Genomic DNA, 26,216 nt, shown 5'->3' with positions numbered 1-26,216 from the left:
CGTGGCTCCGGTTGCGCCCGTTGCGCCCGTTGCGCCTGTCGCGCCCGTGGCTCCGGTTGCGCCCGTTGTGCCTGTCGCGCCCGTTGCTCCGGTTGCGCCCGTTGCGCCGGTTGCGCCGGTTGCGCCCGTTGCGCCTGTCGTGCCCGTTGCTCCGGTTGCGCCCGTTGCGCCTGTCGCGCCCGTTGCGCCTGTCGCGCCCGTTGCTCCGGTTGCGCCCGTGGCTCCAGTCGCCCCCGTTGCGCCCGTTGCTCCGGTTGCGCCCGTTGCGCCCGTTGCGCCCGTTGCGCCCGTAGCTCCAGTCGCCCCAGTTGCTCCAGTCGCGCCCGTGGCTCCGGTCGGCCCTGTCGGTCCCGTCGGTCCGGTAGCTCCACCCCCTGCCGCCTCCAGTAACGCTGCGTCATCCGCAATGACATCCGGACTACCCGTCTGAGGAAGTTTATTGATCAGGACTAAAGCTTGCGTAGTACCTGCCGGCGCCACAGAGGTTGTTTGGTAGATTTCCAGCCAAGTATCATCGTTTACATCAGGCAATCGGTCGGTCTGAATCGTAGTAATCAATCCGTATCCCAGAAATGTGAATGAATCGTTATAAAAGGCGACAGTCAAGGAAATGGGAGGGCTTGGCGCAGTTCCGACCTTCGCAAGTGAAACTAGGAATTCGTATGACTCTCCGGGGGTTGCGGGCACAAACTGCGTAATAAAGGAGTTTAAATCTCCGCCGAGCAAACGCGCTGCGTAAAAACCTGAATGCGAGAAATCGGTTGTAATGGTTGCATTAAAATTAATCCAGGGCAATAAAGACCCTGTTTCAAACCCGCCATTGACAATAATGTTAGTGATAGACATATGTTCTCACCTCTTTTAGCGCCATAACTAGGACGCAATAGTATTATATGTTGTCCAACTTCTTCTGCCACGTCATCTATAACTGCCAAAACACACAAATCGTATTGAAGAAGGCGACGATAACCAAGTAATCCAAGATGCACAAATCCGGTGACCCGGTGTAAAGAAAGTTTTTGAAATGATAAGTATTTAGCAGTTTTTATTTGATTAAGTTGATACTATCGATATGAAAGCACTTACATTTTGTGAATGGTACAATAAAAACTGGATTGCAAGGAGATGGTGCAAAAAATGAAACTTGGTTCCTCGTACCATAACGGATGGGTTTTGGCAAATGGGGTGAGAACACATTATTCTTGGGCCGGAACTGAAGGGCCTGCAGTTGTTTTATGTCATGGCGGCGGCCCCGGTTCGTCTGGAGGAGCCGGTTGGAGATTCATGCTGCCGGCTTTGGCAGAAGCAGGCTTTCGTGTATATGCGCCTGACCAGATTTCCATGGGATGGACGGATGCCCGGCCTCATGCTTGGCCTGTGCTGGGGCATCAGAGCCTGGTTAATCATGTAAGTGATTTTATTGACGCGTTATGTTTGGATGAGGTGTATTTGGTTGGCAATTCGCAAGGAGCTTACGTGGCGGCTAAGTATACGATTGACCATCCGGAACGTGTGAGGAAATGCTTCCTTATTGGCAGTGCCACCATCGCCATGTCCATGGGCCTCGAGCGGCCGGACGGGGGGAACAATGCGGCTTTCCAAGCCCTGCTCCACTATGACTATACAGAAGAGGCGATGCGCAAGTTCCTCACGGCCATTATCAACGACCCGACCAAAGTGACGGATGAGCTTGTGAGAGCTCGCCATGTGGCGGCCAACCGTCCTGGTATTCGCGAATCGATGCAGGCTTTTCAAGACTACCAGTCGCGTATGCGGAGAGAGCCTCAACTTTGGGATCGGTTCAGCTTAAAGGATTCATTGCCACAATTGAAGGTGCCGACCGAGTTTATATGGGGGATCGACGACAGCTTCGCTCCTGTGGAGATGGGGCATGAATTAGAGAAGCTGTTGCCCAATATTCCATTTTCTTACATCAGAGAGGCGGGTCACCAGTGCCAAACGGATCAGCCGGAATTGGTAAATCGCATGGTGATCGAGTTCTTCCGGCAAGAGTAAGCGTGGACATCAAGGCTGCATGTGTCCATGCAGCCGATCAGATAGATAAGAAAGGAAGGTGGATGTTGAACGATGGCAAGAATCGTCTTCGCAGCTGCCGTTGCTCATACAGCGCTGATACTGCGGGCCAAAGACAAGGCTCCTCAGGAACAAATGGAACGGGTTTATAAGGCTTTTGGAGAAATAAGACGCCGCCTGGAGGAAAGCGGGGCAGAGACGGTGATCCTTTTTTCCGCCGAACACATGAAGAGTTTTTTCTTGGATAACATGCCTTCACTTTGTATAGGGACAGGTGAAAAAGCACAGGGATGGGGCGAAGCCGGCGTTCCCCCCTATTCGGTTGATCTGGATTTGGACTTGTCACAGCATGTATTGCAGTACGGTCTTGATCAGGAGTTCGACCTGGCTTATTCTTACGAGATGCGACTGGATCATGGCTTTATGGTACCATTGCACTTTCTGACACCGCAGATGAACATTCCGGTTGTTCCTGTGTTCATGAATGCCGCATCGCCCCCGATTGCGCCGCTCCACCGCTTGTACCACTTTGGGAAGATGGTGGCCGATGCGGTTAACGGGTGGGAGAAGGACCGGAAGGTGGCGCTGGTGGCCACGGGCGGAATTTCGCATTGGGTGGCTGTTCCCCGCATGGGGGAGATCGCCGAATCCTTTGACCGGCGTTTCCTGGAATTGCTGCTGCACCATAGGGACGAGGAAATTCTCGGATGGAGCAACGCACACATCGAGGAAGAAGCGGGCAACGGCGCGTTGGAAATTAAAAGCTGGATGGCTCTGGCAGGAGCGCTGCCGCAGGGACGGCGTGAGCTTATTTGCTATGAACCAGTCGAAGCTTGGGGAACGGGAATTGCCCTTATTGATTTTGGTGCAGTGATCAAGTGAAAGAGGTGTGTGGCATGAACGGTTACCGCATCAACAAATTTTTGTTTCACCTGTCGCAACGGGAAGAGCACCAGCTTCTCTTTTTGCAAGGCGATGCAAATCTTTTTGATGATTACGATCTTGAACCTGAAGAGCGTGAAGCGATCTTGCAGTGCAGCGTAACCCGTTTACATCAGGAGGGTGTTCATCCGCTGCTGCTTATGCACCTGTCTCTGATCCATAGGATGGACATACGGGAACTGTACAGACAGGGGATATAACAATCCATAGAGGTATAAAGTCGCCTTGGATGAAGGTCTCCTTACAGAAGTTGAGTTGAAAATATAGACGGCACTAAAGGATTGAGGAAATAAATGTCTAATATCTCATTGTGGGACTTTAGGATTAAGAATGCTGATAAATTTATGGCGGTGAAAGGGGAAATTTAAAAATGGTTCAACAAAAAGATGAGATTATGGTTCGTCAACGTGAGATGGTCCGTCAAGCCACACAACAGTGGAAAGGTCAAGTGGACGGAAAGGTTGCGGTAGTCACAGGCGGTGCTCGCGGGATTGGCCGAGTGATCGTAGAAGGTCTTCTTGCGGCTGGAGCCAACGTAGTGGCTGCGGATCAAAAGTGGGACAATGCTGAAGAGTTTCGCAAGCATTTAGAAAGCACGGGAAGAGGAATGGCCGTACAAGTGGACGTGGCGGAGGACGCTTCACTGGATTCGGCTTATGAAGCAGTTATGGAGAGATTTGGGACTGTTGATGTTCTGGTGAACAACGCCGCTCTTGTATCGGAGACACTTTTTTATCCGCAAGGTCATGTCAAGACGCTCGATACAAAGGATAGCGATTGGGAAACGATGTTCAAAGTGAACACGTTCGGTGTTTTGAAAGCGATCCGGCGGTTTATTCGCCCGATGCTTGATAAAGGCAGCGGCAGCATCATCAACGTCGTTAGCAGTGGAGTGCTGCCGACCCATCAAGGGGGATCTTATTTCGCGCTGCGCCCGTGGACGGTGGAAATGCCGTATCAAGCCACAAAGGCAGCGACGATGGCGCTGACCTTCTATTTGGGGGAAGAGGTTCGGGGGGAAGGCGTTGCCGTCAATGCGATCATGCCCGGACATACGCGTGCTTCGTGGTTCGACGCAACGGCGAAGTCTTGGAGCGAAATGGGGATGGTTTACTTCATGCGGCCATCCATTCCGGAACATGTCACGCCTTCGATTCTTTTCCTAGCGGGGCAAAACGGGCAAGGGGTCACGGGACGGCTCGTTTATGTCCCGGAATGGAACTACGATCACGGATTCGGCGATTCCGCTGCTTGGAGCGACGTTTCGTTGCCGCCGGAAATGGAAGAGATGTACAGCAAACTGGAAGCCGTCATGCCGAAATACAGCCGTTCGGGCGTGTCGCACTTGCCGTTTGACGCTTGGGCCGCTCTTTGGATTTCCGCCTCTGAAAGGCTTGCTTCAGAGCAAGGGCAGTCATAGCGGAACAACCGTGTCGATCCTGTCAGACGGCATCGAGAACTGTGATTGTGCAACTTTTTAAATCTCAATGGAGGTGATTGAGTAATGCTGAACTTGGATAAGGCAATCAGAGATCAGGAGGGCTACATCGATTCCAGGATTTTCACGGATGAAGAGCTTTATCGCCTGGAAATGGAAAAGGTTTTTCAACACACCTGGTTATTTGTTGGTCACGAATCGAGTCTCCCCAAGCCGGGCGATTATATCCTCAATAAAATGGGCGAGGACGAAGTCATCGTGGTCCGCGATCGGAGCAATCGTGTACGCGTCTTTTTGAACCGCTGTACGCATCGCGGGAATAAAGTGTGTCTTTTTGACCGCGGTTCGCAGAAGAGTTTCACCTGTACGTTTCATGGCTGGCAGTATAATATCGAGGGTGGGCTGATGGGACTTCCGCAAGGCGAATCCTATGCCGGCAGCTTGAAGCGGGAAGAGTGGGGCCTCAAGGAGGTTCCGAAAGTCAGCAGCTACGGAGGGCTCATTTTTGCCAGTTGGGATGAAGAGATCTGCTCCCTGGACGATTACCTGGGCGACATTCGCTGGTATCTTGACCGCATGCTCCTCAAGCCTTTTCTCGGTGGCATCGAGGTGCTGCCCGGTAGGGGAAAATATATGATGCCGACCAATTGGAAGATGATGGCGGATAATTTCATGCACGACGAGTATCATGTGCCCATCACCCATGTCTCCTTTTTTCGTGCGCTGATGCATATGTCTCAGAATGGTGGAGACAACTGGATGTGCGGCAATCAGTTTGATCGGGGTTTTAATGTTCTCGCCACTTCTCCGGCAGGCGTTCCCCATGCCGCTGGCCTGGTTGAATTCTGGAATGACCCGCGTCCGGATTCATCGGCTCAAGTCCAACCCCTGAATGACCGGGCCATAGCTGAGCGTCTAGGTCCCGAAGCCGTAGAATGGCTGCAGGAGCGGGAGCGCAGGATGAAAGAATTCATGGAGGAAGAACAACATAAGGTTCATGGCAGCGCGAACTGGACCATTTTCCCCAACCTCAGCTTGATTCTTATGCCCGGTGCCTTGCGGGCAAGCGGCATTATCCAATGGCACCCGAAGGGGCCTATGATGCTTGAAGGCTGGCAGTGGTTTGCTGTTGAGAAGGACGCTCCGGACGTTGTGAAGCGGTATGGCGCGAGTGTTCTGGCGGCTGATCAGGCGCCGGCCGGCATGATTACGACCGACGATACGGAGAACTTCGACCGGATGTATAAGAACGTTATATCCAAAGGAGTGGAAGAACGTCCCTTCAACTATGCCATGCCTGGTATTGACCTGCAGCGCTTCTATGAGGAATTCCGTGAGGCAGGCCTTGATTTGGAAGCGCTACCAGGAACTCCTTTGCCGGTATTCACCGAGGAGAAGGCTCTTGCATTCTATCAGTATTATCGTGATCTCATGAAAAAGGAACGCTGAAGCGTCCCCCATTGATATGTAACCCATTGTGAAAGGAAGGTGTGACATGAGCTTCGCTTCGACAACAGTACTGAAACAGGAGATTGAGGAGTTTCTCTACCGGGAGGCTTGGCTGCTCGACAACTACAAGGTACGCGATTGGCTCGAACTCCTTACGGACGATATCCGCTACTGGATTCCGACAATCGAGAGCGTTTTTGGAGAAACCGGGTCTTATCGCGAGGATGTTCCTTATGTCCCGTATGTAGATGATAATCGTGATCTGATAGAAATGCGGGTCATTCAACTGGAGACGGGGCTGCGACACAGCGAGATTCCAGTTTCAGTCACGCAACGAATCGTTACCAATATTCTTGTAGATCCCGCCGAGCGGGAAGGAGAAGTGAAAGTGCATTCCAATCTGCAGGTGACCCAGGTTCGCCATGGAGATATTGAGACGGTCTGGCGCGCCCGGCGGGAGGATCTGCTGCGCAGCACGAATGGACAATGGAAGCTGGCCAAACGTAAAGTGATCTTGCTCGGTTCGGTAATACCGCGTACACTGGGCATATTCTTGTAGGAGAACGACTGCTCTCCCGGGGAGGAAAAGATGGAACGCTTAAAAAACAAGGTTGCTATTATTACGGGTGCAGCATCAGGACAAGGCAAGGCAGCATCTTTGTTGTTTGCCCAAGAGGGCTCAACGGTTATTGTGGCGGATTTTAACGATGAACAAGGACGAAAAGTGGTCGATGAAATTGCGGCCGGGCATGGACATGCGGAGTTTTATCATGTCGATGTAACGGAAGAGTCGTTGGTCGAATCATTGGTGAAGTATACCGTAGAAAAGTACGGTAAATTGGACATTATGTACAACAATGCCGGTTTGGTCAAAATGCGCCCTATAGGTGAGTTGCCCACGGATGAATGGGATTTTACAATCAGGTTCGAGTTAAACCAGGTGTATTACGGTTGTAAATATGCGCTTCAACAAATGGAGAAGCAAGGATACGGTGTGATTCTGAATACAGCGTCCACGTCCGGGTTGATTGGCATACCGGGTCATGGTCCGCATGCTGCATCGAAAGCGGGCGTGATTGGCTTGACCCGCTCCATCGCTGTGGACTATGGACCCAAAGGGATACGTTGTAACGCGATAGCGCCAGGGTTTATTCCCTATACGCAGCAAACGGAAGATCTATCCAACGATCAGTTTATCAACATGATGCTTCAGGTTCAGCCGATTAAACGTCATGGCCAAGTGGAAGATATTGCGCAATGTGCTTTATTTTTATGTTCGGATGAATCGTCGTGGATTACGGGGCAAGCCATTGCTGTAGATGGCGGGCATACTGCAATGTAGGTTCTATCCGAATGAGGATCCGCAGATTCGTCTGATTCTGCAAGCTGTTTATTATGGAGGTATAACTATGGGGAAAATTGCGACTGCTCTGGCATCATCCCGAAATAATAGTTTTACCATGCAATGCATATGTTAGTATACCTTGATGAACTTTCAAAGGATGACTTGTCATATTTGGAAATTTTTAAAAGCCTGGGCAGTATAACTTGTCACTCCAAAAGATCTGTCGTTTTTGAGCAGAAGGATGTCGGGAAATATGCCTATTGCACAGTCAAAGGGATCGCGAAAGTGGTACTACTATCTGAAACCGGACAGATTCGAACGGTTAATTATGTGACGCCTGGTATTTTCTTTGGGTTATCAGCCGTTTTTCTGGAGCGTCCTATTTCGAATTCGATCGTAGTTATGTCTGTAACGGATGTGGAAATCTTATCCATATCCAAAGAAGTTGTCCTGAATTGCATTCATAATAATCCGAATATAGCCTCCTATTTACTAAAGTGTGTAGCCCTTCAAATTGAAAGTTTATTCAATCATGTTGAAATAGACAGTTTCGGCGATTTAATATTCCAAGTGGCTTCTGTTTTAAATTCTTTTCCTAAACAACAAAAATCCGGAAGAAATTATGTGACACTCTCCCAGGAAGAACTGGCATCAATTATCGGTAAGTCTAGAATTACTGTAGCAAAGTCGCTTCATCAATTGCAAGATTTAGGAATTATCAGATTAATAGGAAAGAAAAAGATAGTCATTGAAAATGAGGTAGAGTTAGCGTATTTATCAGGGAATCTACAAAAATAGAGCAGGCATGGACGGAAGAAAAACGTCCTGCCTTTCGAGTTTTAAAATGAACAATTATTAAACAACGTACCTTTTGTTGTTTAATAATTGTTCATTTTTTTTCGTTAATGATCATGATTACCTTCACATGAAACCGTAAATAAATAATTGAATATCCGAAATTCGGATGGACAGCGGAAGTGTATCATCTCACACCCAGTTAATCAGTCAATGGATCAAGGAAGGCCGGATCAAGCAGGAAGTTCCGGTAGAAGAACGGGTCGTTTAGGCTCGAATGCCTGATTGGGACTTCCGGAATTAAACTCGGGGATCATTCCCGGAACGGGCCCTTAATTAAATTATGGGAGAAATGTCTAAATTTTAAGACGGAACGTTGAAAGTATCTTTTTCATGGAGTCATCATCACCACTGTATAACAAGCTTAAGGCGGCATGGGAGTCTAAGATGAAGTGTATTCTAATAAGGGTATTCCAAACGGTCATGATGTAGTGTTAGAATGAGTAAAACGGAGATTCTGGAGGAAGCGCCATGGAACTTCTGGAAGTATTTAAAGCCTTGTCCAATGAAACGAGAATGCAGATCATACAGTGGTTAAAAGATCCGGAGATTCATTTTCCAAAACCGCAAAACGGGGATATACAAGAAGACGGGGTTTGCGTGAGCGATATCCATAAAAAAGTTGGATTGTCACAATCCACAGTGTCCCTTTACCTATCCATGCTGCAAAACGCCGGGTTGATAAAAGCAAAACGCATTGGGCAATTTACTTATTATAAAAGGGATGAGGAAAACATCAAAAAAATGACGGAATGGTTATCCAAAGAATTGTAAATCATAATCTTTGTATTCCACTCCTTTTTTAATGCTTGCATGATCCCGATTTTTATTTTATTATATCGATAATTATAGATATCTAAAAATAAGGATATGGAGGGACGAAGATGAACAAATTTGGAAAGCATAAAGGGTACTCACGCATGTTTAAAGAAAACAATCTGACTCTCGGATTGTTCTTTCCGTTGGAATCCTACGCAGGCAGCATTCCGGAGATGAATCTGGAAAAGCAAATTAAACTGGCGAAAAGAGCGGAGGAGCTGAATTTTGCCGCATTGTTCGTCAGGGATGTTCCGTTGCATGACCCGAATTTTGGGGATGTGGGCCAAATCTATGATCCCTGGGCCTATTTAGGATATATTGCCGCCCATACCCGAAACATCGCACTGGGCACCGCAAGCATTATTCTCACCTTGCGTCACCCGCTGCATGTCGCTAAAGCGGCGGCTTCCATCGATCACCTGTCCGGCGAACGTCTGGTTCTCGGCGTGGCGACCGGGGATCGCCCAATAGAATTCCCGGCCTTCTCAGTGGATTTCGAAGACCGTCCCCAATTGTTTCAGGAAGCCTTAACGGTCATGAGAAAAGTGTGGGGAGAGAGCTTTTCGACGATCCGATCGCAACGAGTCGAACTGTTGCAAGGGGGGGACCTGTTGCCCAAACCGCGGCTGGCGGATATTCCAGTGCTGGTAACCGGCCACAGCTCGCAGTCTGTTGAATGGATTGCCGAAAATAGTGACGGTTGGATGTATTATCCCCGAAACTTGAAATTCCAGGCGGATCTGATTAAAAATTGGCGCTCTCTTACCGATGAGTTTAAACCATTCAGCCAGTCTCTCTATATAGATTTGGCGGAGGATCCGAATCAGGCGCCAATCCCTATTCATCTAGGATTCCGAATCGGGCGCAAACCGCTGATTGAATTCATTCAGTTTCTTAAAAATGTGGGTGTCAATCATGTGATTATCAACTTGAAATATGGCCATCGTCCTGTTGAAGAAGTGATTGAAGAACTGGGAGAAGAGGTTCTCCCGCACTTTCCCGCATTAACCGGCGAACCACAAGAAATTTCGTAACAGGAAAGCCCCGGTTGCCGCGTGATCGGTTGGTTCACCAAAATCTGATGGGGAGTGGCTGATAATGAAGGTGCTGACGATCGTCTCGCATCCCAGAAGGGAATCCCTTACGTTTTCTGTGGCCGAACGTTTTGTTCAAGGACTCACCGATGCCGGACATGAAGTTGAAATGGCGGATTTGTACGGGGAGGAATTTCATCCGCTCGTCTTCGAACAAGATGAACCTGATTGGGATAACCCCCGGAAGAGCTATTCCGCACGTGTTCAAGCTGAAATGGCAAGGCTGAAGAGAAACGAGGGACTTACGTTCATCTTTCCGTTATGGTGGTATTCCTTACCGGCCATGACGAAAGGCTATATAGACCGCGCGTGGAACTATGGTTTCGCTTATGGCGGAGCGCACCTTCCACACCAAAAAGTACTCTGGATTCCGCTTGTCGGGGAGACAGAAGATAGCTTGAAAAAACGGAGTTTCGATACCATGATTTCCCATTATCTGAATGTCGGTCTGGCTGGATATACGGGCATTTCACAGTCGGAAGTAGCATTTCTGTATAACACGCTGGCTGAAGAACTGGAGAGCGGGGATGAAATTAACAAGCATTACGAAAGTATGTTTCAACGAGTGTATGAGTTAGAGTATACCTACAGCGATTCGCTCGCTCACAAGTAAAAATGACGACGTATTAAATCGATGCGTTCATGGGAGAAAGACCCGGGAATCGATTTGCCGATAAGGAGGAGCTGGCAGCGATGGCTTACCGTGTTTATGCTATGGATTTTTCCTTCTACAACTCCATGGGAATTTACAGTTTTGAAGCACGATGCGAGATGCTGAAAGAGATCGGGTACGATGCGGCGCATTTGTCCATCTGGCACGGAGAGCGGTGGCGGGACGCGGCGAAGCTCGGCAGCGTCAAGCAGAGATATGGGCTGGACGTCGCGGGTGTGTACGTCGTGTTGGATCTCTCTTTAGGCGAGAGCCATCCGAGAAACCAAGGCATCCTGAATTTGTTGGAGACGCTGGAGGGTTGTTCGACCGTTGAGCTGGCGATCCAATCCGCAGGAAGTCATCTGCGCCCCTCAGACCCGGCGGGTGACGACGCTGTGGTGAAGTGGCTGGAACAAGCGCTCCAGATTTGCGAGCGGCGCAACATCGACATCCTGCTATACACGCATCTATCCTTCTGGGTCGAACGCCACGAAGATGCGGTGCGACTGTGCCGGCGTCTGAATCATCCCCGTTTGGGGATCGTATTCTGCGGTTTCCATTGGTACGCCGTTGACGGGACCAATCTAACAGGTACGCTGGAGGCGGTTGCGCCGTACCTGAAGCAAGTGAACCTGTCCGGCAGCCGTCGGAATCCGCACGGTTTTGGTGACGTTGCGACGATCGAGCCATTGGACGAAGGCGAGTTGGATAATTTCGCGTTGCTTGGGCAGCTTAAACAGATCGGTTTTCACGGGATGATCGGCTTTCAGGGTTGGAGCGAGGGGGGCGACGCCTACCTGAAGCTGAGTCGCTCGCTCCAAGCATTCCGTGACATGGAACGGCGTCTTGAGGCACATCCGCATTGGGCGGAGTTGAAATTGCTTCCGTAGCGTTTGGAAAACAGGAATATATTGCATAAACTAACTTGACAGATATGAATAGTATGATTAAAATCAATATGATCCATGATAAGAATAAAGATTTGCAGATGGATATAACAACTTAATCGACCGTTCAAACGGAGGTTCCCTACTACTTTCACAGTCCGAAAGTAAAGGGAACCTTTTTGGTTTAGTGGGTAGAAGGGGGATCTGACACGGAATAAAGTAATATATTTTTATATCTTAAAACTGACTAAACCGATAAACATAATCAAATTATCGGGATCAAGTTTAGACAAGAAAGGGGATTGACCACTATGGCAAAAAAGATACGCTTAAATCTATTTGATATGAATGTGATCGGGCATCTTGCACATGGAATATGGAATCATCCATCCGATGAACGCCGGCGGTTCAATGAACTGAGCTATTGGGTGGAATTGGCGCAGCTTGCAGAACGGGGGAAGTTTGACGCCATTTTTTTAGCAGACATTCTTGGGGTGTGTGACATTTATCAACAATCGCGGGACATTTCCGTGAAGACGGGCATGCAGGTACCAGCCAACGATCCCATGCTGATTGTCCCGGCGATGGCGCAAGCTACGACTCATTTGAGCTTCGCGGTAACCATTTCGACAACTTACGAGCATCCCTTTTCCTTAGCCCGCCGGTTGTCTACTCTCGACCATTTAACCAATGGACGGGTGGCATGGAATATTGTAACCACGGCCGTGACGAGCGCTGCCCGTAATTTTGGGCTGAGCGAGGTGATTCAACATGACAACCGATATGACATCGCTGACGAATTTTTAGAAGTTTGCTATAAATTGTGGGAAGGCAGCTGGGAAGACGATGCAGTTGTGCTCGAGAACGGCATCTATGCCGATCCGGCCAAAGTACATGAAATTAATCATCAAGGTCAGTATTTCAAAGTAGAAGGTCCTCACTTATGCGAACCGTCATTACAGCGTACGCCGGTCATTTATCAGGCAGGCAATTCAGATCGCGGGCGGAAATTTGCGGCCAGGCATGCGGAGTGCGTTTTTGTCGGTGGTACTTCGATGGATGCTGTTCGTTATTACACACAGGATATTCGTGAGAAGGCAAAGGCTTACGGCCATGATCCCGAACAGCTTTTAATGTTCAAGGGACTGAATGTGGTTGTTGGGAAAACAGCAGGCGAAGCCAGGGATAAGTTCGAAGATTACAAAAAATATTGGAGTGCCGAAGGAGCTTTGGCTCATTTTGGCGGATCGACGAATTTGAATCTGGCTGATTACGATCCGGATGAAATCTTCGAATACGTGGAAACCGTGGGCAACCAAACACACACCGCTCAGTATAGCAAGTTCGGGAACAAAAAGCGGACTGTGCGGGAGGTGATGGAAGCTATCGGGGATTTCGGAGGCAGTGCCGGCGGAGCCAATATGGTTGTCGGAACGCCGATCGAGGTTGCCGATCGTATTCAGCAGTTGGTCGAGGAAGCCGGAATCGACGGCATTAATCTGGCCCAAGTCACGACACCGGGAACCGTGAAGGATTTTATCGAACTTGTGCTGCCGGAGCTGCAAAACCGCGGGCTTGTAAAAGAAGAGTACGAGGAAGGCTCGTATCGGCAAAAACTATTCGGGGGCAACGGTCGACTGCCCGACCATCATCCGGGAGCTCGCTTCCGCAAAGTCGGTCTTGCAAAGTGATGACCTATCACAATTTATTTTTAGGGGGAGGGAAAGCAATGAAAACAAAGACAGCACATGCATTTATAGCATTAGTCGTCGTTTTTGCCATGATACTTTCGGGCTGCACAAGCAAAGAGCAGGGAACCATCGCCGAATCTACCTCCACGAAAGACGCACCGAAACAAGGCGGAACGCTCATCGTAGGTCTTAATGCGGAAATTACGGTACTCGATCCTTCACGGGAGGCAGGTTGGGAAACTTTCCGGGTCAACCGTCAAATTCACGAATCGTTGGTAACCGAGGATTTATCCAAGCCGACAAAGGAAGTGCCGATTCCTCCTCTTAAACCTGCACTGGCTGAATCCTGGAAAGTTTCTGAGGATGGTCTGATATATACGTTTCACTTGAGGCGGGGAGTCAATTTCCATGACGGCACGCCATTCAACGCTGCGGCTGTGGAATTTAATATCCGCCGAGCCTGGGATCCTCAGTTCGAATATTACGATAAGATTAGCGCCGCAGTCATGCAGCTTACCTATAACGGCTTGAAAGAAATTAAAACCCCGGATGATTACACGGTCGAATTGATATTTGAAAAGCCGTTTTCCCCTTTCCTGCGCATGCTCGCTCAAGGCAGTGGGGGTACGGGATTGATCTTGAGTCCTACGGCGCTCAAGAAATGGGGGAACGACGGTTATGCAGAGCATCCCGTTGGAACAGGCCCGTTCCAATTCGTTGAAAGGATTCGTGGGGAAAAAATTGAGTTGAAACGTTTCGATGGATACTGGGGAGATAAACCTTATCTCGACAAAGTGATTTTCCGGCCGATTCCTGATGACAATGCTCGAGTAACCGCTTTGGAGACAGGGGAAATCGATATCATTTCGTGGCCATCAAGGGATAGTGTTGCCAAACTAAGGGATAAAGGGTTCAAAATTGGGGAAGGTGACTTGCCATCTATTTTTTATTATGCTTTTAATTTTGATAGTCCATACTTTAAAGATCCCAAAATCCGGCAAGCGTTTATTTATGCCATTGATCGAGAAGGACTTGCGAGAGATCTGTTAAAAAACACCGTTTCTCCGGCTTTTAGTATTCAAAATCCCGGCAATGAAGCTTTTGATCCGAATTTTAAGGATTTCAGCTATGATCCGGAGAAGGCTAAGGCGCTTTTGAAAGAGGCAGGTTATCCGGAAGGGTTCGAAACAAAATTGATCACCTATGCGGGGAAGGAACCTGTCGCCGAATGGATACAACGGGACTTGGCCAAAGTCGGAATCAAGTTAAAGATCCAGACCTATGACTGGAACAGCTATTTAGCCGTAAAGAAAGCCAAGACGCCAGATATAGGTTTAGACAGTATGGAATGGGGATTTGTTACTCCCTATTGGCTATATATTGTCGCTCATTCTAATAGCGGGTCAAACAGCGGAAAGTACATAAGCCCTGCCTTCGATCAAGCCGTAGACAAAGCCATTCTGGAACCGAACCAGCAAAAATCAATTACCTATTGGAAAGAAGCTAACAAGATTATTGCTGAGGATGCTGGAATACTGCCAATCTATTACGATCGCACACATTATGCGATTGGTAAAAATGTGAACGGGTTTGTTGTCGCTGCCCAAGATTGGTATGACCTGAACAAAGTTTGGATTAAACAGTAAACAAATCTTGATAAGGAGGGGAAGATCGATTTGATGTCGGGATTCGTATTGAAGAGAATTCTCTCGGTACTTCCTGTGCTCTTCAGCGTGACTTTCTTTGTATTTTTAACCGTCTATTTAAGCCCCGGCGATCCGGTGTCCAATATTCTGGGGCAACAGGCCACGCCGGAGAATGTCGCGGAATTACGTAAAGAGTTCGGTTTAGATGAACCGTTTTTGATGCAGTATTTCCTTTGGTTGAGTCACATCGTAAAAGGGGATTTGGGAGATTCGATCATTATGCGTGTTCCGGTTATGGATGTTTTGATGAAAAATTTTAAAAACACGCTCATTCTGACTTTGGGAAGCCTAATCATTTGTGTCGGTTTAGGAGTAGTAATCGGTGTGTTGTCCGGTTTAAAACCGTCTTCCTGGTTTGATCGAATCAGTATGTTTCTTGCACAGCTCGGTGCCAGTGTTCCGGTGTTTTGGCTTGGGATTGTCCTCATGTGGATATTCTCCCTTCAACTCGGATGGCTCCCTTCATCCGGCATGTACGATATGAGAAATGAGGGAAGCTTCTTCAGTCTTCTCGAGCATATGCTGCTGCCTTCCGTGGCTACGGCGATCGTATCGCTGGCCGTTATCGCAAGACTGACCCGCTCGAGCTTGATGGATGTCATGAATGCCGATTACATTAAAACGTTTCGATCCTATGGGATGCCGGCAAGCTTGATCATACGAAGACACGTGTTCCGTAATATGCTATCTCCAGTCATCAATATTACTGGCTTGCAAATCGGACATTTGCTTGGGGGCGTATTATTCGTGGAAATGGTTTTCTCCTGGCCCGGCATAGGAACGCTGCTTTACCAAGCCATAACAGCCCATGACATTCCGATGATTCAAGCAGGCGTTTTGTTCGTTGCTTTCAGTTTTGTACTCGTGAACTTGATTACCGATCTCGTTGTAGATATGCTCAATCCGCGAATGAGCGGCTAAGTTTTCCAAGCAGGCAAGAGGTGTACAAAATGCGAAACAGAGAGGCATGGATCCCGACGACGTTAAACCCGAAATTAGATGTAAATCAGGCATGGAGAAGAATCCGTCAAGACAAACAAACTTTAGCAGGCATTTTGATCGTGCTAGCCGCTATTCTGATCTCGTTGCTGGCGCCATGGATCTCCCCTTATGACCCGAATGCCGGCGATGGTGCTCTACGCCTTTCGCCTCCTGGTACGCCAGGGCATCTGCTGGGGCTGGATGATCAAGGCAGGGATATACTGAGCCGTCTGATATGGGGGAGCCGATATTCCTTGCTTGCGGCTCTGCTGCCGATCACAATCGCTTTTGTTATCAGTATATGGTTAGGTCTAACGGCTGGCTTTGTCCAAGGGAGGATTGGCGAATTGATCATGCGGATCTTGGATGTACTTTTTGCGTTCCCAATGATTCTTTTCGCGATTGCGATAGCAGCAATATTAGGTCCAGGTGTGATGACCATACTTGTTACCATTACAGTAGCGCTCATCCCTTATATGTCGAGAGTCGTTTTCGCTTCCGTCAAAGAGGAGAAAGGTAAAGAATATATTGAGGCGGCACGTATGCTTGGAGCTTCTACGACGTCCATACTTTTCAGGGAATTGCTTCCTAACGTCATCTCACCGTTAATCGTCTATGCCACTACTTTAGTCGGTTCCATGATCGTATTCTCATCGGGACTTAGTTTTCTGGGATTGGGTATTCAACCGCCCGATTCAGACTGGGGCAGAATGACTGGAGATGGAATGAAGGTTTTGACGCAAGGTGCGCCCCATGTGGCTACGATTCCAGGATTACTCATCATGCTGGTCTCACTTGGATTTAATTGGCTGGGAGATGGATTAAGAGATTGGCTGGATCCTTATAAACGAATGAAATGATAAAATCCGATAAAAGGAGGCGATCGCTTGTCATTACTGGAAGTTCGCAATCTCCATACGGAGCTTGTCACTCCCCATGGTACTGTCAAAGCGGTGAATGGTATCGATTTCCAAGTGTCTCCCGGTGAAGTGTTGGCACTGGTAGGGGAATCCGGATCTGGAAAGAGTATGACCGCACTTTCCATTATGGGATTGCTTCCCAAGAATACGCACAAATCACGTCTGGTGAAATACGTTTTAATCAAACGGAAATCACTAGTTTGGAAGAGAAAGAGTATAACCTGATTCGCGGTAAAGAAATCTCGATGATCTTTCAAAATCCATTGACGGCGCTCGACCCCTCTTACAAAATCGGCACGCAATTGGTTGAGACGATTGCGTACCGCCGGGGGATCAACAAGAAAGAGGCGGTGATCGAAGCCCGGCAGTGGCTTCAAAGAGTGGGAATTTCCGATGTAGAGCGTGTGCTGAAGTCCTATCCTCACGCCTTAAGCGGCGGGATGAGGCAGCGTATGATGATCGCGATGGCGATCAGCTGCCGACCCAAGCTAATTATTGCGGACGAACCTACTACGGCACTCGACGCCACCATTCAGAAACAGATTCTGAATTTATTGAAGAGCATCAACCAGGAGTTTAATACTTCAATCATCATCATCACCCACGATTTTGGTGTGGTGGCCTATTTGAGCGACAAGGTGGCGGTCATGTATGCGGGGAAAATTGTGGAATACGGAAATACGAGCCGTATTCTTTCAGCTCCGGAACATCCGTATACACGGGGACTGATCCGTTCGGTGCCCGAAATCGGGAACAAAGGCACAAAGTCAGCACGCCGCAGATTATCTCAAATTGATGGAGTTCCACCCGATTTAATGAATATGCCACAAGGCTGCAGTTTCGGGAGCCGCTGCAAGGAGGCGACGGAACGCTGCTTCAGCCACCCGCCCGGGGTAGTTTCCTTGGGACAGGAACATCTGGTCTCTTGCTTTCAACGGGAGGTGAAGCGAAGTGACGCTGCTGGTTGAAACGAAGAACTTGAGTAAGACCTACAGCATTACGTCAGGCTTTTTGTGGAAGAAGCCGCATCGTTTTAAGGCAGTTGACGGGGTTGACTTGGCCATTCGCAGCGGAGAAATCGTAGGCCTGATCGGGGAGTCCGGTTCTGGAAAATCTACATTGGGCCGACTGATTGCAAGGCTCATTCAACCGAGTGAAGGGAGCGTTTATTTTGACGGCAAAGACATAACCAATCTTTCCCATAAAGAATTGATTCCATATTACCGAAGGATGCAGGTTATCTTTCAGGACAGTGCTTCATCCTTAAATCCGCGTAAAACGATCGGAGAACAAATCGTGACTCCCATGTTGAGGATGGGGATTGCCAATCATCGATCGGAAGCGGAATTTTCCGTATATCTCATACTGGAGAAGGTGGGGTTGAAAAAAGAACATTTTACCCGCTATCCTCACGAGTTTTCCGGCGGACAGCGTCAACGAATCGGGATCGCACGGGCATTAGCCGTACAAGCGGAATTTCTTATCCTGGATGAGCCTACTTCCGCCTTGGATGTATCCATTCAAGCCCAAATTTTAAACTTGCTGTTGGATTTGCGCGAGGAATTAAATCTAACGTATTTATTTATCGGGCATAACCTGGCGGTCATCGAGTTTTTCTGTGACAGAGTGGCTGTGATGGATAAAGGACGGGTGGTCGAAATGCTGCCGGCAGATGAATTGTACGAAAGGGCAGTACACCCGTCAACTCGAAAGTTAGTAGATTCTGTCTTGTCCCTCGACCCAGGAGTGCAGCGGTATTCATAAACGGTCAGTACAAAATTTACCAAATAGAATGGAGAGATAAGAAATGAGTTTAGTGATAAATGAAACGGATCTATATTTTGAAAAAGCGGTTCAGTTGGCGCAAGAGTTTGCCAAGGATGCGGTAGAACGAGATAAAGCAGGCGGGACACCGATCCGGCAGCTGAATATGCTTCGGGAAAGCGGTTTGTTGAATTTACTTATCCCCAAGCAATACGGGGGAGAGGGACAACCGTGGTCGGCTGTGCTGCGCATCGTTCGGGAGTTTGCCAAGGTGGACGCGTCACTTGCCCATTTGTACGGCTACCATTTTATAGCGGTAGGGTCACCGCATTGGCATGGTTCACCTAAACAAAAAGAGTATTATTACACGGAATCGGCCAAAAACAACTGGTTTTGGGGAAATTCAGTAAATGCAATGAGCCGAAGTTTGTTTGGTAAACGCGACGGGGATCGGTATATTTTGAACGGGAAGAGGCCTTTTAGTTCAGGGGCGCCAGGTTCGGACTATCTCATTATTAGCTGGGAGGACGATCAAACTTTCGAGCTGATTTATGGGGCTATTCCGACCAATCGTCAAGGCGTTACGGTTCATGAAGATTGGGATGGCATCGGACAGAAACAAACCGGCAGCGGAACGGTGTCCTTTGAGGATGTCATTGTGGAGAAAGAGGAGATCTTGGATACGAATTATCATAAGCATACGGCTTTCTCTACGATTTCTCCTTCCTTTTCTCAAAGTGTGCTGCTCAATGTATTTATCGGCAGTGCGCTTGGCGCCATTGAAGAGGCAAGCAAGTACACCACTACGACTTCACGCGCATGGATAACTTCCGGAGTGGAAAAAGCCTCGGAGGATCCCTCTATCCTCCGTCAGTATGGCGAGTTTTGGGTCGAAGTCCAAGGGGCTGTAAGTTTGGCCGACAGAGCATGGGTCCAATTAGACCGGGCTTGGGAGAAAGAGTTCGATTTGACCGAAGAGGAACGCGGGGAAACGGCCGTTCTTGTCGCTGCCGCCAATGTGCTGGCCGGGAAAGTGGCGTTGGACGTGACCAGCCGGATCTTTGATGTGATGGGCGCGCGTTCTGCCACGACCAAATACGGTTTTGACCGTTTCTGGCGCAACGTTCGTACGCATACTCTCCATAATCCTGCGGAATACAAGCTACGCAACGTGGGAAGGTGGGTGTTAACCAAAGAATATCCAACGCCAGGCTATTACTCTTGATTTCATCATGCAGTTGAAATTCCGTACAAAAGATGAGGTGTCGCATGGAGATTCGCGCTTTAGGTCAGGACGATTTCGAAACGAGTCTGGAATTAACGAAGTATGCCTTTCAATTGGACTTTAATGAAAAGGATAAAGAAATTTTACGCGCACGTTTCACGAAGGAGCAAACATGGGGCATATTTGACGAAGTCCGCCTCTCCGCTCAATTAGCGATCGTTCCGTTTGAAACGTATATCAATGGAACTCGTGTTGCGATAGGGGGGGTTACACGTGTATCGACATGGCCTGAACTGCGTCGGCAGGGGCTGATATCCAAACTCATATTGCATTCTCTCAAAACGATGAAGGAAAATGGGCAGTCCCTTTCCTTCCTTGTGCCCTTTTCCTTTGGTTTTTACCGTAAGTACGGATGGGAAACGTACACTGAATATAAACAATATGTGCTGGAGACGGCTCAATTTCCGCCTCGTGTAGAAACGAACGGATATGTGGAACGCCGGGACGGAGACATCGAATTATTGAGTCGAGTATACGAAGTTTATGCCGCACGATATAACGGTACGTTAGTCCGTCCGTTAGATTGGTGGAAAAGTCCGATTTTTCAGCGCAAGAAAGGCCATGCAGCTGTATATTTTCGGGAGGACGGTACGCCTGCGGGGTATGCTCTTTACGAGATCAGGAAGCAGTCGGAACATCTTAAGGCCAAACAATTTCGGGTACAGAGGGAATTACTCGTTCATGAATTTGTATTTTTAGATGAGGATGCCAGATGGGGACTGTGGTCGTATTTGTCCAATCACGATTCCATGGTGGAAAGAGCCGTGGTGACGGCGCCGGTAGATGATGCGCTGCCATTTTTCCTTCCCGACCCGCGCATTCAACAGGAGGTGCTGCCGTATTTTATGGCGCGAATTGTCGATATCCGGCCGTTCATCGAGCAGTACGTTTTTTCAGCAACAGGCGAATCACTTAAGCTTGCCATTCGTCTTACCGACAAGTACGCGCCGTGGAACGATGGATTATGGGAGCTAACGATTAATGGGGAAGGGAGGGCAGGCATAAATCCTTTGAATGAAAACGATACTGTGTCTGATCGAAGGGCGATTCGCTGCGATATCCAAACCCTGTCAGCTCTGCTGCTAGGATATAAGAGACCTGAAGAGTTGCATCGAATCGGACGGATCGGGGGAGTGGAAGAAGTTCTTGCTCAATGGGAAGCGATTATTCCACGGCGGACGACCTATATGCTCGATTTCTTTTGAGAGTTGGAAGCTGTGGGAGTGGACATCCTGCTCTTCAGTTACTTCGTGAGTGTGGAGGGATATAAGTTGATTTTATTAGATAACATCAATAAAACGTTTGTAACTCCAGGGGGGAAATTCCAGGCCATTTCTTCTGCGTCGTTGGAAGTCGATCAAGGGGATATTTACGGAATTATAGGCTTTAGCGGAGCAGGAAAATCAACACTTTTACGGACGATTAATTTGCTTGAAAAGCCTGACAGCGGTTCAGTTATCGTGGAAGGGGAAGATTTGACCCTTCTTACCAAAAAACAACTACTGAAAAAAAGAATGTCTATGGGGATGATTTTTCAGAACTACAATTTAATCGGCAACCGAACCGTTTTTGATAATGTCTCTTTTCCTTTGGAGATAGCAGGGGTGTCGAAATCAGAACGCAGAAAAAAAATCAGGGAGTGCTTGGAGATTGTTGGTTTATCGGACAAAGCAGATCATTATCCAGTTACATTGAGCGGTGGGCAAAAACAGAGAGTGGCCATTGCCAGAACCATGGTGACTCAGCCTAAAATACTGCTTTGTGATGAACCGACATCCGCATTGGATCCGCAAACAACGGAAAGTATCTTAGCATTTTTAAAAGAACTGAATGAAAAATCCGGGATCACCATTGTCATCGTAACCCATGAAATGGAGGTGATCAAATCTATTTGCAATAAAGTCTCCGTTATGGAAAATGGTCATGTCGTGGAAAAGTTTCAATTAAAAGACCCGAATTTTGTTCCTCAAACAAGAATCACGAAGTTTTTATTTAATAATGAAATTGAAGTACGCCGGGAAGGAGAGGGTGTATTTGTTGGATAATATCATCGCATTATGGCCGGAGATCGTTGTAGCGCTCGGCCAGACGTTTTACATGATGGTCATTTCGCTCGGTATTGCGATCGTGATAGGTACACCACTTGGGACCTTATTATTTTTAATCCGTCCCGGCTCGCTCGTAAATGCGCCTCGTCTTTACGTTGTCATTGACGGAATGGTCAATATCGTTCGCTCTTTCCCGTTTCTCATTTTATTGATTGCCATTATTCCTCTTACCCGCTTTATAGTTGGGACACCGATCGGCACTACAGCAGTTACGGTTCCTCTGGCTATTAGCGCCATTCCAGAGTTTGCAAGGTTTGTAGAGCAAACCTTGCTTGAAGTTAACCGTGGTGTTATAGAGGCTGCGGAGTCTATGGGAGCGAATACTTATCAGATCATTTGGAAGGTTCTTTATGTAGAAGCGAGATCAGGAATTGCAAATGCCGCTACGATTATTAGTGTCAGCTTTCTTTCGTACTCGACAGTTGCAGGACTAGTTGGAGGCGGCGGCATTGGAGATTTTGCCATAAGATATGGATATTACAGGTATCAGACAGATGTAATGGTTTTTACGGTTGTGATGATTGTGATCATCGTGCAGCTGATTCAGATGATCGGAAATATGGCAGTCCGGAAACTGGATAAAAGGAAATAAATAAGATCTAAAACTAAAAAGTATAAAATATAAAATATAAAATATGAAAAAATGGAGAGTTATTATGAAAAAGACACTGTTGATGGTTATTATCGCGATTTTCCTTCTCATGACGGCATGCAGTACGAAAGAAACCGCAACTGGCAGTAATTCCAATGATAAAACGATTGTATTCTTAGCAACGAATTATAAATTGTATCAGGATACCACTCGTGTTCTGGCAGCAGAGGTAGAAAAAAGAGGATATAAATTGGATTATAAATTTATTAGTGATAGTATTCAGTTAAACTTAGCGGTTAAAGAAGGAAATGCAGATGCCAATTATTTCCAGCATCAAGCCTATCTGGATGGATTTAATGCCGGTAATGGAACTAATCTGGTAGCGGCATTTGAAGCGTTTTACGATTGGGGCGGTGTTTTTTCCAAAAAACATAGAAGTCTAAAGGACATTCCGGACGGCGGAACTATTGCTATTCCGGTTGAACCCTCCAACAATGGCCGTACATTGGTTATGCTTCAGGACGTGGGATTACTTAAGTTAAGAGAAGGTGTAAGCGGTGTTCAGGTCAAAGTTAATGATATTGTAGAAAACCCCCATAATTACAAGTTTAAAGAAATTGAGTATGCCATGTTGCCACGCTCGCTGGATGACGTAGATGCCGCTTTTTTACATGCCACAGTAGCTGCAGATAATGGGTTCGATTTTGACAAGGATGCTTTGGCGAAGGAAAGAAAAGAAGTTTTATCTCCTGATATCATTGCTACCCGTCCGGAGTTGGTCGATTCACCTAAAATAAAGGTGTTGAAGGAAGCGTATCAAAGTGATGCAATGAAAAAAGCATTTCTGGAAGCTTATGGTGGTAAGACTGTGCTAGTCCCCGGCTGGTAATCGCCTGACTGTTTAATTCGTTTCCTCTAAAGCTAACAAATGAAAGGCTTCATCCCCGAATGGAATCGGTTGATTGGGGGACAGACCCCCAACAACCCGACCATTCGGTTACACCCCGTCATTCCTCGTTACATAAACAACCGAAACAAGCGGATCCGCAACCATTTCTTTTCGTATCTCCCCACTCTTTCCTTAACCTTCTTAATACTTCACCAATCGAGACGAACGTTTAGATGTATAACGTTTAGATGAATAAAGTTCAAATAAAAAACATATTTGCTTGTGAAGGAATTTGGTGAAATTTGGCGAAAGGTATTATATAGGTATATTAGCGCAGTACGTTGGAATTATATTAACCAGAGGTCGCTGTTCACTTTTTTCAAAAACAGGTCATCGGACGCATGAATCGATCCTGCCCAAAGGCAGGGGAGCAATACTTCAGGCCTAAGGATTCCATCTGCGGCAGTTGGGTTACCGAAATGGATGCTGGAGGGCTACTCTTTTCTTTCGGAGTAGCCCTTTCATTTGAGAGGAAAGAAGACTCGATGGAGAATATTGCAAATCTTATTGAAAACAATCATTTCTACCATGTATTTCAGCCGCTGCGGCGACTTCCCGATCAAGGCAAGGTCGGTTATGAAGCTTTGATTCGCAGTACATCCGGCATTGGCCCGAATGCGCTTTTTCAAGGAGCTATTGAACAGAACCGATTGTATCAATTGGATACCTGGTCCATTGAACATGCGCTTTCCAGCTTCTTTTTTTCTCCGGTTGCACAAGAAGACGGGTTGTTGTTCATTAATCTTTTCCCATCTACCATCATTGCCGATGCTTTTCCTTTGTTTGTGAATGATCTCAGGAGGCGGCTCCTTTCTTTTGTCCATCGCATTGTGCTTGAAATCAACGAATCCATTACCGAAGAGCCGATTTGGAGCAACCCTGTATTTATGCAAAGAATCAAAGATCTCCGTAACAATGGGTTCTTGATTGCTTTGGATGATGTAGGGGAAGGAACGACTACGTTTCGGAAAATCTTCGAGATATCGCCGGACTTCATTAAGATAGACCAATTTTTTTCCAAAGAGCTATCCCTTTGCAAGAAGAAACAAAAGGTAGTCCAGCTCTTTGTCGATTACTGCGGGGACGCTAACAGCACCCTTATTTTGGAAGGGATTGAGCGGGAAGAGGATTTCGTCTGTGCAGCATGTCTCGGTGTAACGATCGGACAGGGGTATTATTTAGGGAAACCGAATCGACTGAACATATGAAGAAGAAGTTGAATCTGAAACTGGAGGACTACGCAAGATGGAAGATAAAAGCATGTATTCACGCAAAGCAACACTTTCACTCAAAATTTCCGAGTTTGAAGTTCCGCCGATGCAGGACTTGTTAATTATCGGGAAAAAAGCGCCAATCGGTCCAGAAGCCGTCAGGCGAATGTCAGAGGCGCTCTCCCCCGGACAATTTACCCTGCTTAAGATTGATCATCCCAAAATAGAAGCCATTCTGGTCCGAAATTCGCTTTTGCAAATGCTGGACCAAACCCTCCTCATGAAGATTGTCATGGAGGAAGCGGAACGATTGATCCTCGATACTACGGTGCTGCGCTCGGAACTGAAAATTGCAGTTTCCGTACAACGGGAGGTCGAACTGGGATGAAAGTGTCCGAGCTCATGACGTCCCCGGTTTATACGGTTTCGTCAGACAAGAGTGTTTTCTATGCAGCGGAACTCATGAACGAATGGAGAGTGGGGTCGCTAATCGTTATGGATCACGGCACGGTCGTAGGCATCTTCACTTCCCGTGATGTGCGCTCAACGCATCCCAACCGGATTGTAGCGGACGCCATGACGCCCGACCCTATCACGATTACCTCTGAATTCTTTATATGGGACGCGCTGAAAGTTATGGATCAACACCGAATTAAACGTCTATTAATCATGGAAGAGGGCAAGCTTGCCGGTTTGGTAACCCGGGAAGCCATCAAGATGAAATTGTCTGAATTTATGGATTCGCTGACGGGATTCTATCGTGCACCTTATATCCAATCCGTCGGTGAGGCGTTCCTGAAAAAGAAACAACCTTTTCATCTTTTATTTATTGACCTGAACGGTTTTGGCAACATTAACAAGCGTTACGGCCATCCTTTCGGCGATGATGTGATACGTGAATTTTCCGGCAGGATGGCATCCTTGGTAAAGGAAGATCGGGATTTTGTTTGCAGATATGCCGGCGATGAATTCGTCATGATCACTTTGGCAGACGAGGCAGAAGTCGATCGTTACATCCGGTTATTCTCCTGCTCTGTCTTCATCAACAATGTTGCCGTTTCCGCGGCGGTAGGGTACGTGAACGGGCTGGAGGAACCCGACTTTTTTTCCTTGTCGTTCCGGGAAATCTTGAGAAAGGCCAGTCTGTTGTCCACTTCCGCGAAGCCCGCTCATGATGAAGGCAGCGATGAAGTTTACTTGCGTTAGGACAACGTGGATTCCAACAAGGATAGGGTTCACCGCGATGTCCAATTGTTTCGATTCGAGATCCAGCAGCAGCACCGAACAGTTCCGGAAGGGTCGCAAAAAGCGAAGCACGCTTAATGCCGATAGGCATTTGGCGTGCTTTTCTGTTTTTTCAGTCCGTACAGAAGGGGAGAGGTTATTTTGCCTCTCCGGTTGGATAACGCTTATCGTCGTCCTGCTTATGTCGGATTATTCCAAAAATAGGACATAAATGTCCATGTTCAAATCATTTTATTGTATTGATAATAA

At 47.6% G+C, this 26,216-nt stretch carries 28 protein-coding genes; 27 read left to right on the top strand and 1 reads right to left on the bottom strand.

What is annotated here, in order from left to right:
- Positions 1-846, bottom strand: an 846-nt coding sequence (locus tag PVA01S_RS23035; protein ID WP_127609892.1) for an NTTRR-F1 domain, incomplete at its 3' end; no start/stop codon positions are given.
- Positions 847-1,125: 279 nt separating this feature from the next.
- Here PVA01S_RS23035 and PVA01S_RS23030 point away from each other — a divergent pair.
- The 27 genes from PVA01S_RS23030 (at position 1,126) to PVA01S_RS22905 (ending at position 25,928) form a co-directional block, all read left to right on the top strand.
- The gene (locus PVA01S_RS23030) at positions 1,126-2,016 is read left to right on the top strand and encodes an alpha/beta fold hydrolase (protein WP_127609889.1); all 891 of its coding nucleotides are present in this window, start codon (positions 1,126-1,128) and stop codon (positions 2,014-2,016) included.
- A 72-nt stretch (positions 2,017-2,088) separates the two neighbouring features.
- Positions 2,089-2,916 carry a DODA-type extradiol aromatic ring-opening family dioxygenase gene (locus tag PVA01S_RS23025; RefSeq protein WP_127609887.1) on the top strand — a complete coding sequence of 276 codons (828 nt, stop codon included), beginning with the start codon at positions 2,089-2,091 and terminating at the stop codon, positions 2,914-2,916.
- A gap of 14 nt (positions 2,917-2,930) precedes the next feature.
- The gene (locus PVA01S_RS23020) at positions 2,931-3,176 is read left to right on the top strand and encodes a hypothetical protein (protein WP_127609885.1); all 246 of its coding nucleotides are present in this window, start codon (positions 2,931-2,933) and stop codon (positions 3,174-3,176) included.
- A 170-nt stretch (positions 3,177-3,346) separates the two neighbouring features.
- Positions 3,347-4,396: an SDR family NAD(P)-dependent oxidoreductase gene (locus PVA01S_RS23015; protein WP_127609883.1), complete on the top strand. Its 1,050-nt coding sequence runs from the start codon at positions 3,347-3,349 to the stop codon at positions 4,394-4,396.
- Between the two features lie 84 nt (positions 4,397-4,480).
- Positions 4,481-5,863 carry an aromatic ring-hydroxylating oxygenase subunit alpha gene (locus PVA01S_RS23010; RefSeq protein ID WP_127609881.1) on the top strand — a complete coding sequence of 461 codons (1,383 nt, stop codon included), beginning with the start codon at positions 4,481-4,483 and terminating at the stop codon, positions 5,861-5,863.
- Positions 5,864-5,909: 46 nt separating this feature from the next.
- Entirely contained in the window at positions 5,910-6,422 is a 513-nt protein-coding gene (locus PVA01S_RS23005; RefSeq protein ID WP_054799889.1) for an aromatic-ring-hydroxylating dioxygenase subunit beta, read from the top strand.
- A 30-nt stretch (positions 6,423-6,452) separates the two neighbouring features.
- Entirely contained in the window at positions 6,453-7,205 is a 753-nt protein-coding gene (locus PVA01S_RS23000) for an SDR family NAD(P)-dependent oxidoreductase (RefSeq protein WP_054799890.1), read from the top strand.
- A 174-nt stretch (positions 7,206-7,379) separates the two neighbouring features.
- Positions 7,380-8,006, top strand: coding sequence for a Crp/Fnr family transcriptional regulator (locus PVA01S_RS22995; protein ID WP_164751944.1), 627 nt, complete (start codon positions 7,380-7,382; stop codon positions 8,004-8,006).
- A 528-nt stretch (positions 8,007-8,534) separates the two neighbouring features.
- A complete protein-coding gene (locus tag PVA01S_RS22990) occupies positions 8,535-8,837 on the top strand; it encodes an ArsR/SmtB family transcription factor (RefSeq protein ID WP_127609877.1) in 303 nt (100 codons plus the stop codon).
- Positions 8,838-8,947: 110 nt separating this feature from the next.
- Positions 8,948-9,916 carry an LLM class oxidoreductase gene (locus tag PVA01S_RS22985; protein WP_127609875.1) on the top strand — a complete coding sequence of 323 codons (969 nt, stop codon included), beginning with the start codon at positions 8,948-8,950 and terminating at the stop codon, positions 9,914-9,916.
- Between the two features lie 64 nt (positions 9,917-9,980).
- Entirely contained in the window at positions 9,981-10,589 is a 609-nt protein-coding gene (locus tag PVA01S_RS22980) for an NAD(P)H oxidoreductase (RefSeq protein ID WP_127609873.1), read from the top strand.
- Between the two features lie 80 nt (positions 10,590-10,669).
- Entirely contained in the window at positions 10,670-11,518 is an 849-nt protein-coding gene (locus PVA01S_RS22975) for a sugar phosphate isomerase/epimerase family protein (RefSeq protein WP_127609871.1), read from the top strand.
- Between the two features lie 308 nt (positions 11,519-11,826).
- The gene (locus tag PVA01S_RS22970) at positions 11,827-13,206 is read left to right on the top strand and encodes an LLM class flavin-dependent oxidoreductase (protein WP_127609869.1); all 1,380 of its coding nucleotides are present in this window, start codon (positions 11,827-11,829) and stop codon (positions 13,204-13,206) included.
- Positions 13,207-13,244: 38 nt separating this feature from the next.
- Positions 13,245-14,852, top strand: coding sequence for an ABC transporter substrate-binding protein (locus PVA01S_RS22965; RefSeq protein ID WP_164751943.1), 1,608 nt, complete (start codon positions 13,245-13,247; stop codon positions 14,850-14,852).
- 33 nt (positions 14,853-14,885) lie between these two features.
- The gene (locus PVA01S_RS22960; protein ID WP_127609894.1) at positions 14,886-15,833 is read left to right on the top strand and encodes an ABC transporter permease; all 948 of its coding nucleotides are present in this window, start codon (positions 14,886-14,888) and stop codon (positions 15,831-15,833) included.
- 29 nt (positions 15,834-15,862) lie between these two features.
- Complete coding sequence (locus PVA01S_RS22955) at positions 15,863-16,753, top strand: ABC transporter permease (RefSeq protein WP_127609865.1); 891 nt, start codon at positions 15,863-15,865, stop codon at positions 16,751-16,753.
- A gap of 27 nt (positions 16,754-16,780) precedes the next feature.
- Complete coding sequence (locus tag PVA01S_RS27060; RefSeq protein ID WP_218029662.1) at positions 16,781-17,038, top strand: ATP-binding cassette domain-containing protein; 258 nt, start codon at positions 16,781-16,783, stop codon at positions 17,036-17,038.
- Positions 17,014-17,781: an ABC transporter ATP-binding protein gene (locus tag PVA01S_RS22950; RefSeq protein ID WP_218029661.1), complete on the top strand. Its 768-nt coding sequence runs from the start codon at positions 17,014-17,016 to the stop codon at positions 17,779-17,781. Before PVA01S_RS27060 ends, PVA01S_RS22950 begins: the two co-directional genes overlap by 25 nt.
- Entirely contained in the window at positions 17,765-18,577 is an 813-nt protein-coding gene (locus PVA01S_RS22945; protein WP_127609863.1) for an ATP-binding cassette domain-containing protein, read from the top strand. Before PVA01S_RS22950 ends, PVA01S_RS22945 begins: the two co-directional genes overlap by 17 nt.
- 43 nt (positions 18,578-18,620) lie before the next feature.
- Complete coding sequence (locus tag PVA01S_RS22940) at positions 18,621-19,802, top strand: acyl-CoA dehydrogenase family protein (protein ID WP_127609861.1); 1,182 nt, start codon at positions 18,621-18,623, stop codon at positions 19,800-19,802.
- Positions 19,803-19,846: 44 nt separating this feature from the next.
- Positions 19,847-21,067 (top strand): GNAT family N-acetyltransferase, encoded by a 1,221-nt coding sequence (locus PVA01S_RS22935; RefSeq protein ID WP_164751942.1) that lies wholly within the window; start codon positions 19,847-19,849, stop codon positions 21,065-21,067.
- Positions 21,068-21,133: 66 nt separating this feature from the next.
- Positions 21,134-21,907 carry a methionine ABC transporter ATP-binding protein gene (locus tag PVA01S_RS22930; RefSeq protein WP_127609857.1) on the top strand — a complete coding sequence of 258 codons (774 nt, stop codon included), beginning with the start codon at positions 21,134-21,136 and terminating at the stop codon, positions 21,905-21,907.
- Complete coding sequence (locus PVA01S_RS22925) at positions 21,897-22,562, top strand: methionine ABC transporter permease (RefSeq protein WP_054799897.1); 666 nt, start codon at positions 21,897-21,899, stop codon at positions 22,560-22,562. The genes PVA01S_RS22930 and PVA01S_RS22925 overlap by 11 nt, the downstream gene beginning before the upstream one ends.
- 64 nt (positions 22,563-22,626) lie before the next feature.
- Positions 22,627-23,451: a MetQ/NlpA family ABC transporter substrate-binding protein gene (locus tag PVA01S_RS22920; protein ID WP_164751941.1), complete on the top strand. Its 825-nt coding sequence runs from the start codon at positions 22,627-22,629 to the stop codon at positions 23,449-23,451.
- Between the two features lie 545 nt (positions 23,452-23,996).
- The gene (locus PVA01S_RS22915; protein ID WP_127609852.1) at positions 23,997-24,719 is read left to right on the top strand and encodes an EAL domain-containing protein; all 723 of its coding nucleotides are present in this window, start codon (positions 23,997-23,999) and stop codon (positions 24,717-24,719) included.
- A gap of 37 nt (positions 24,720-24,756) precedes the next feature.
- Positions 24,757-25,110, top strand: coding sequence for a hypothetical protein (locus PVA01S_RS22910; protein ID WP_127609850.1), 354 nt, complete (start codon positions 24,757-24,759; stop codon positions 25,108-25,110).
- Positions 25,107-25,928: a GGDEF domain-containing protein gene (locus tag PVA01S_RS22905; protein WP_127609848.1), complete on the top strand. Its 822-nt coding sequence runs from the start codon at positions 25,107-25,109 to the stop codon at positions 25,926-25,928. Before PVA01S_RS22910 ends, PVA01S_RS22905 begins: the two co-directional genes overlap by 4 nt.
- Positions 25,929-26,216 lie beyond the last annotated feature (288 nt).

Source organism: Paenibacillus validus NBRC 15382 (assembly GCF_004000985.1).
GTDB lineage: Bacteria > Bacillota > Bacilli > Paenibacillales > NBRC-103111 > Paenibacillus_G > Paenibacillus_G validus.
This window is presented reverse-complemented; position numbering and strand designations above follow the sequence as displayed.

Coding starts and splice junctions, on each gene's coding strand:
- PVA01S_RS23020 (WP_127609885.1), top strand. CDS start 2,931: ATGAACGGTTACCGCATCAACAAATTTTTGTTTCACCTGTCGCAACGG.
- PVA01S_RS22980 (WP_127609873.1), top strand. CDS start 9,981: ATGAAGGTGCTGACGATCGTCTCGCATCCCAGAAGGGAATCCCTTACG.
- PVA01S_RS23010 (WP_127609881.1), top strand. CDS start 4,481: ATGCTGAACTTGGATAAGGCAATCAGAGATCAGGAGGGCTACATCGAT.
- PVA01S_RS23025 (WP_127609887.1), top strand. CDS start 2,089: ATGGCAAGAATCGTCTTCGCAGCTGCCGTTGCTCATACAGCGCTGATA.
- PVA01S_RS22955 (WP_127609865.1), top strand. CDS start 15,863: ATGCGAAACAGAGAGGCATGGATCCCGACGACGTTAAACCCGAAATTA.
- PVA01S_RS22920 (WP_164751941.1), top strand. CDS start 22,627: ATGAAAAAGACACTGTTGATGGTTATTATCGCGATTTTCCTTCTCATG.
- PVA01S_RS22905 (WP_127609848.1), top strand. CDS start 25,107: ATGAAAGTGTCCGAGCTCATGACGTCCCCGGTTTATACGGTTTCGTCA.
- PVA01S_RS23005 (WP_054799889.1), top strand. CDS start 5,910: ATGAGCTTCGCTTCGACAACAGTACTGAAACAGGAGATTGAGGAGTTT.
- PVA01S_RS22970 (WP_127609869.1), top strand. CDS start 11,827: ATGGCAAAAAAGATACGCTTAAATCTATTTGATATGAATGTGATCGGG.
- PVA01S_RS22915 (WP_127609852.1), top strand. CDS start 23,997: ATGGAGAATATTGCAAATCTTATTGAAAACAATCATTTCTACCATGTA.
- PVA01S_RS22990 (WP_127609877.1), top strand. CDS start 8,535: ATGGAACTTCTGGAAGTATTTAAAGCCTTGTCCAATGAAACGAGAATG.
- PVA01S_RS22975 (WP_127609871.1), top strand. CDS start 10,670: ATGGCTTACCGTGTTTATGCTATGGATTTTTCCTTCTACAACTCCATG.
- PVA01S_RS22940 (WP_127609861.1), top strand. CDS start 18,621: ATGAGTTTAGTGATAAATGAAACGGATCTATATTTTGAAAAAGCGGTT.
- PVA01S_RS22960 (WP_127609894.1), top strand. CDS start 14,886: ATGTCGGGATTCGTATTGAAGAGAATTCTCTCGGTACTTCCTGTGCTC.
- PVA01S_RS22935 (WP_164751942.1), top strand. CDS start 19,847: ATGGAGATTCGCGCTTTAGGTCAGGACGATTTCGAAACGAGTCTGGAA.
- PVA01S_RS23000 (WP_054799890.1), top strand. CDS start 6,453: ATGGAACGCTTAAAAAACAAGGTTGCTATTATTACGGGTGCAGCATCA.
- PVA01S_RS22910 (WP_127609850.1), top strand. CDS start 24,757: ATGGAAGATAAAAGCATGTATTCACGCAAAGCAACACTTTCACTCAAA.
- PVA01S_RS22985 (WP_127609875.1), top strand. CDS start 8,948: ATGAACAAATTTGGAAAGCATAAAGGGTACTCACGCATGTTTAAAGAA.
- PVA01S_RS22965 (WP_164751943.1), top strand. CDS start 13,245: ATGAAAACAAAGACAGCACATGCATTTATAGCATTAGTCGTCGTTTTT.
- PVA01S_RS23015 (WP_127609883.1), top strand. CDS start 3,347: ATGGTTCAACAAAAAGATGAGATTATGGTTCGTCAACGTGAGATGGTC.
- PVA01S_RS23030 (WP_127609889.1), top strand. CDS start 1,126: ATGGTGCAAAAAATGAAACTTGGTTCCTCGTACCATAACGGATGGGTT.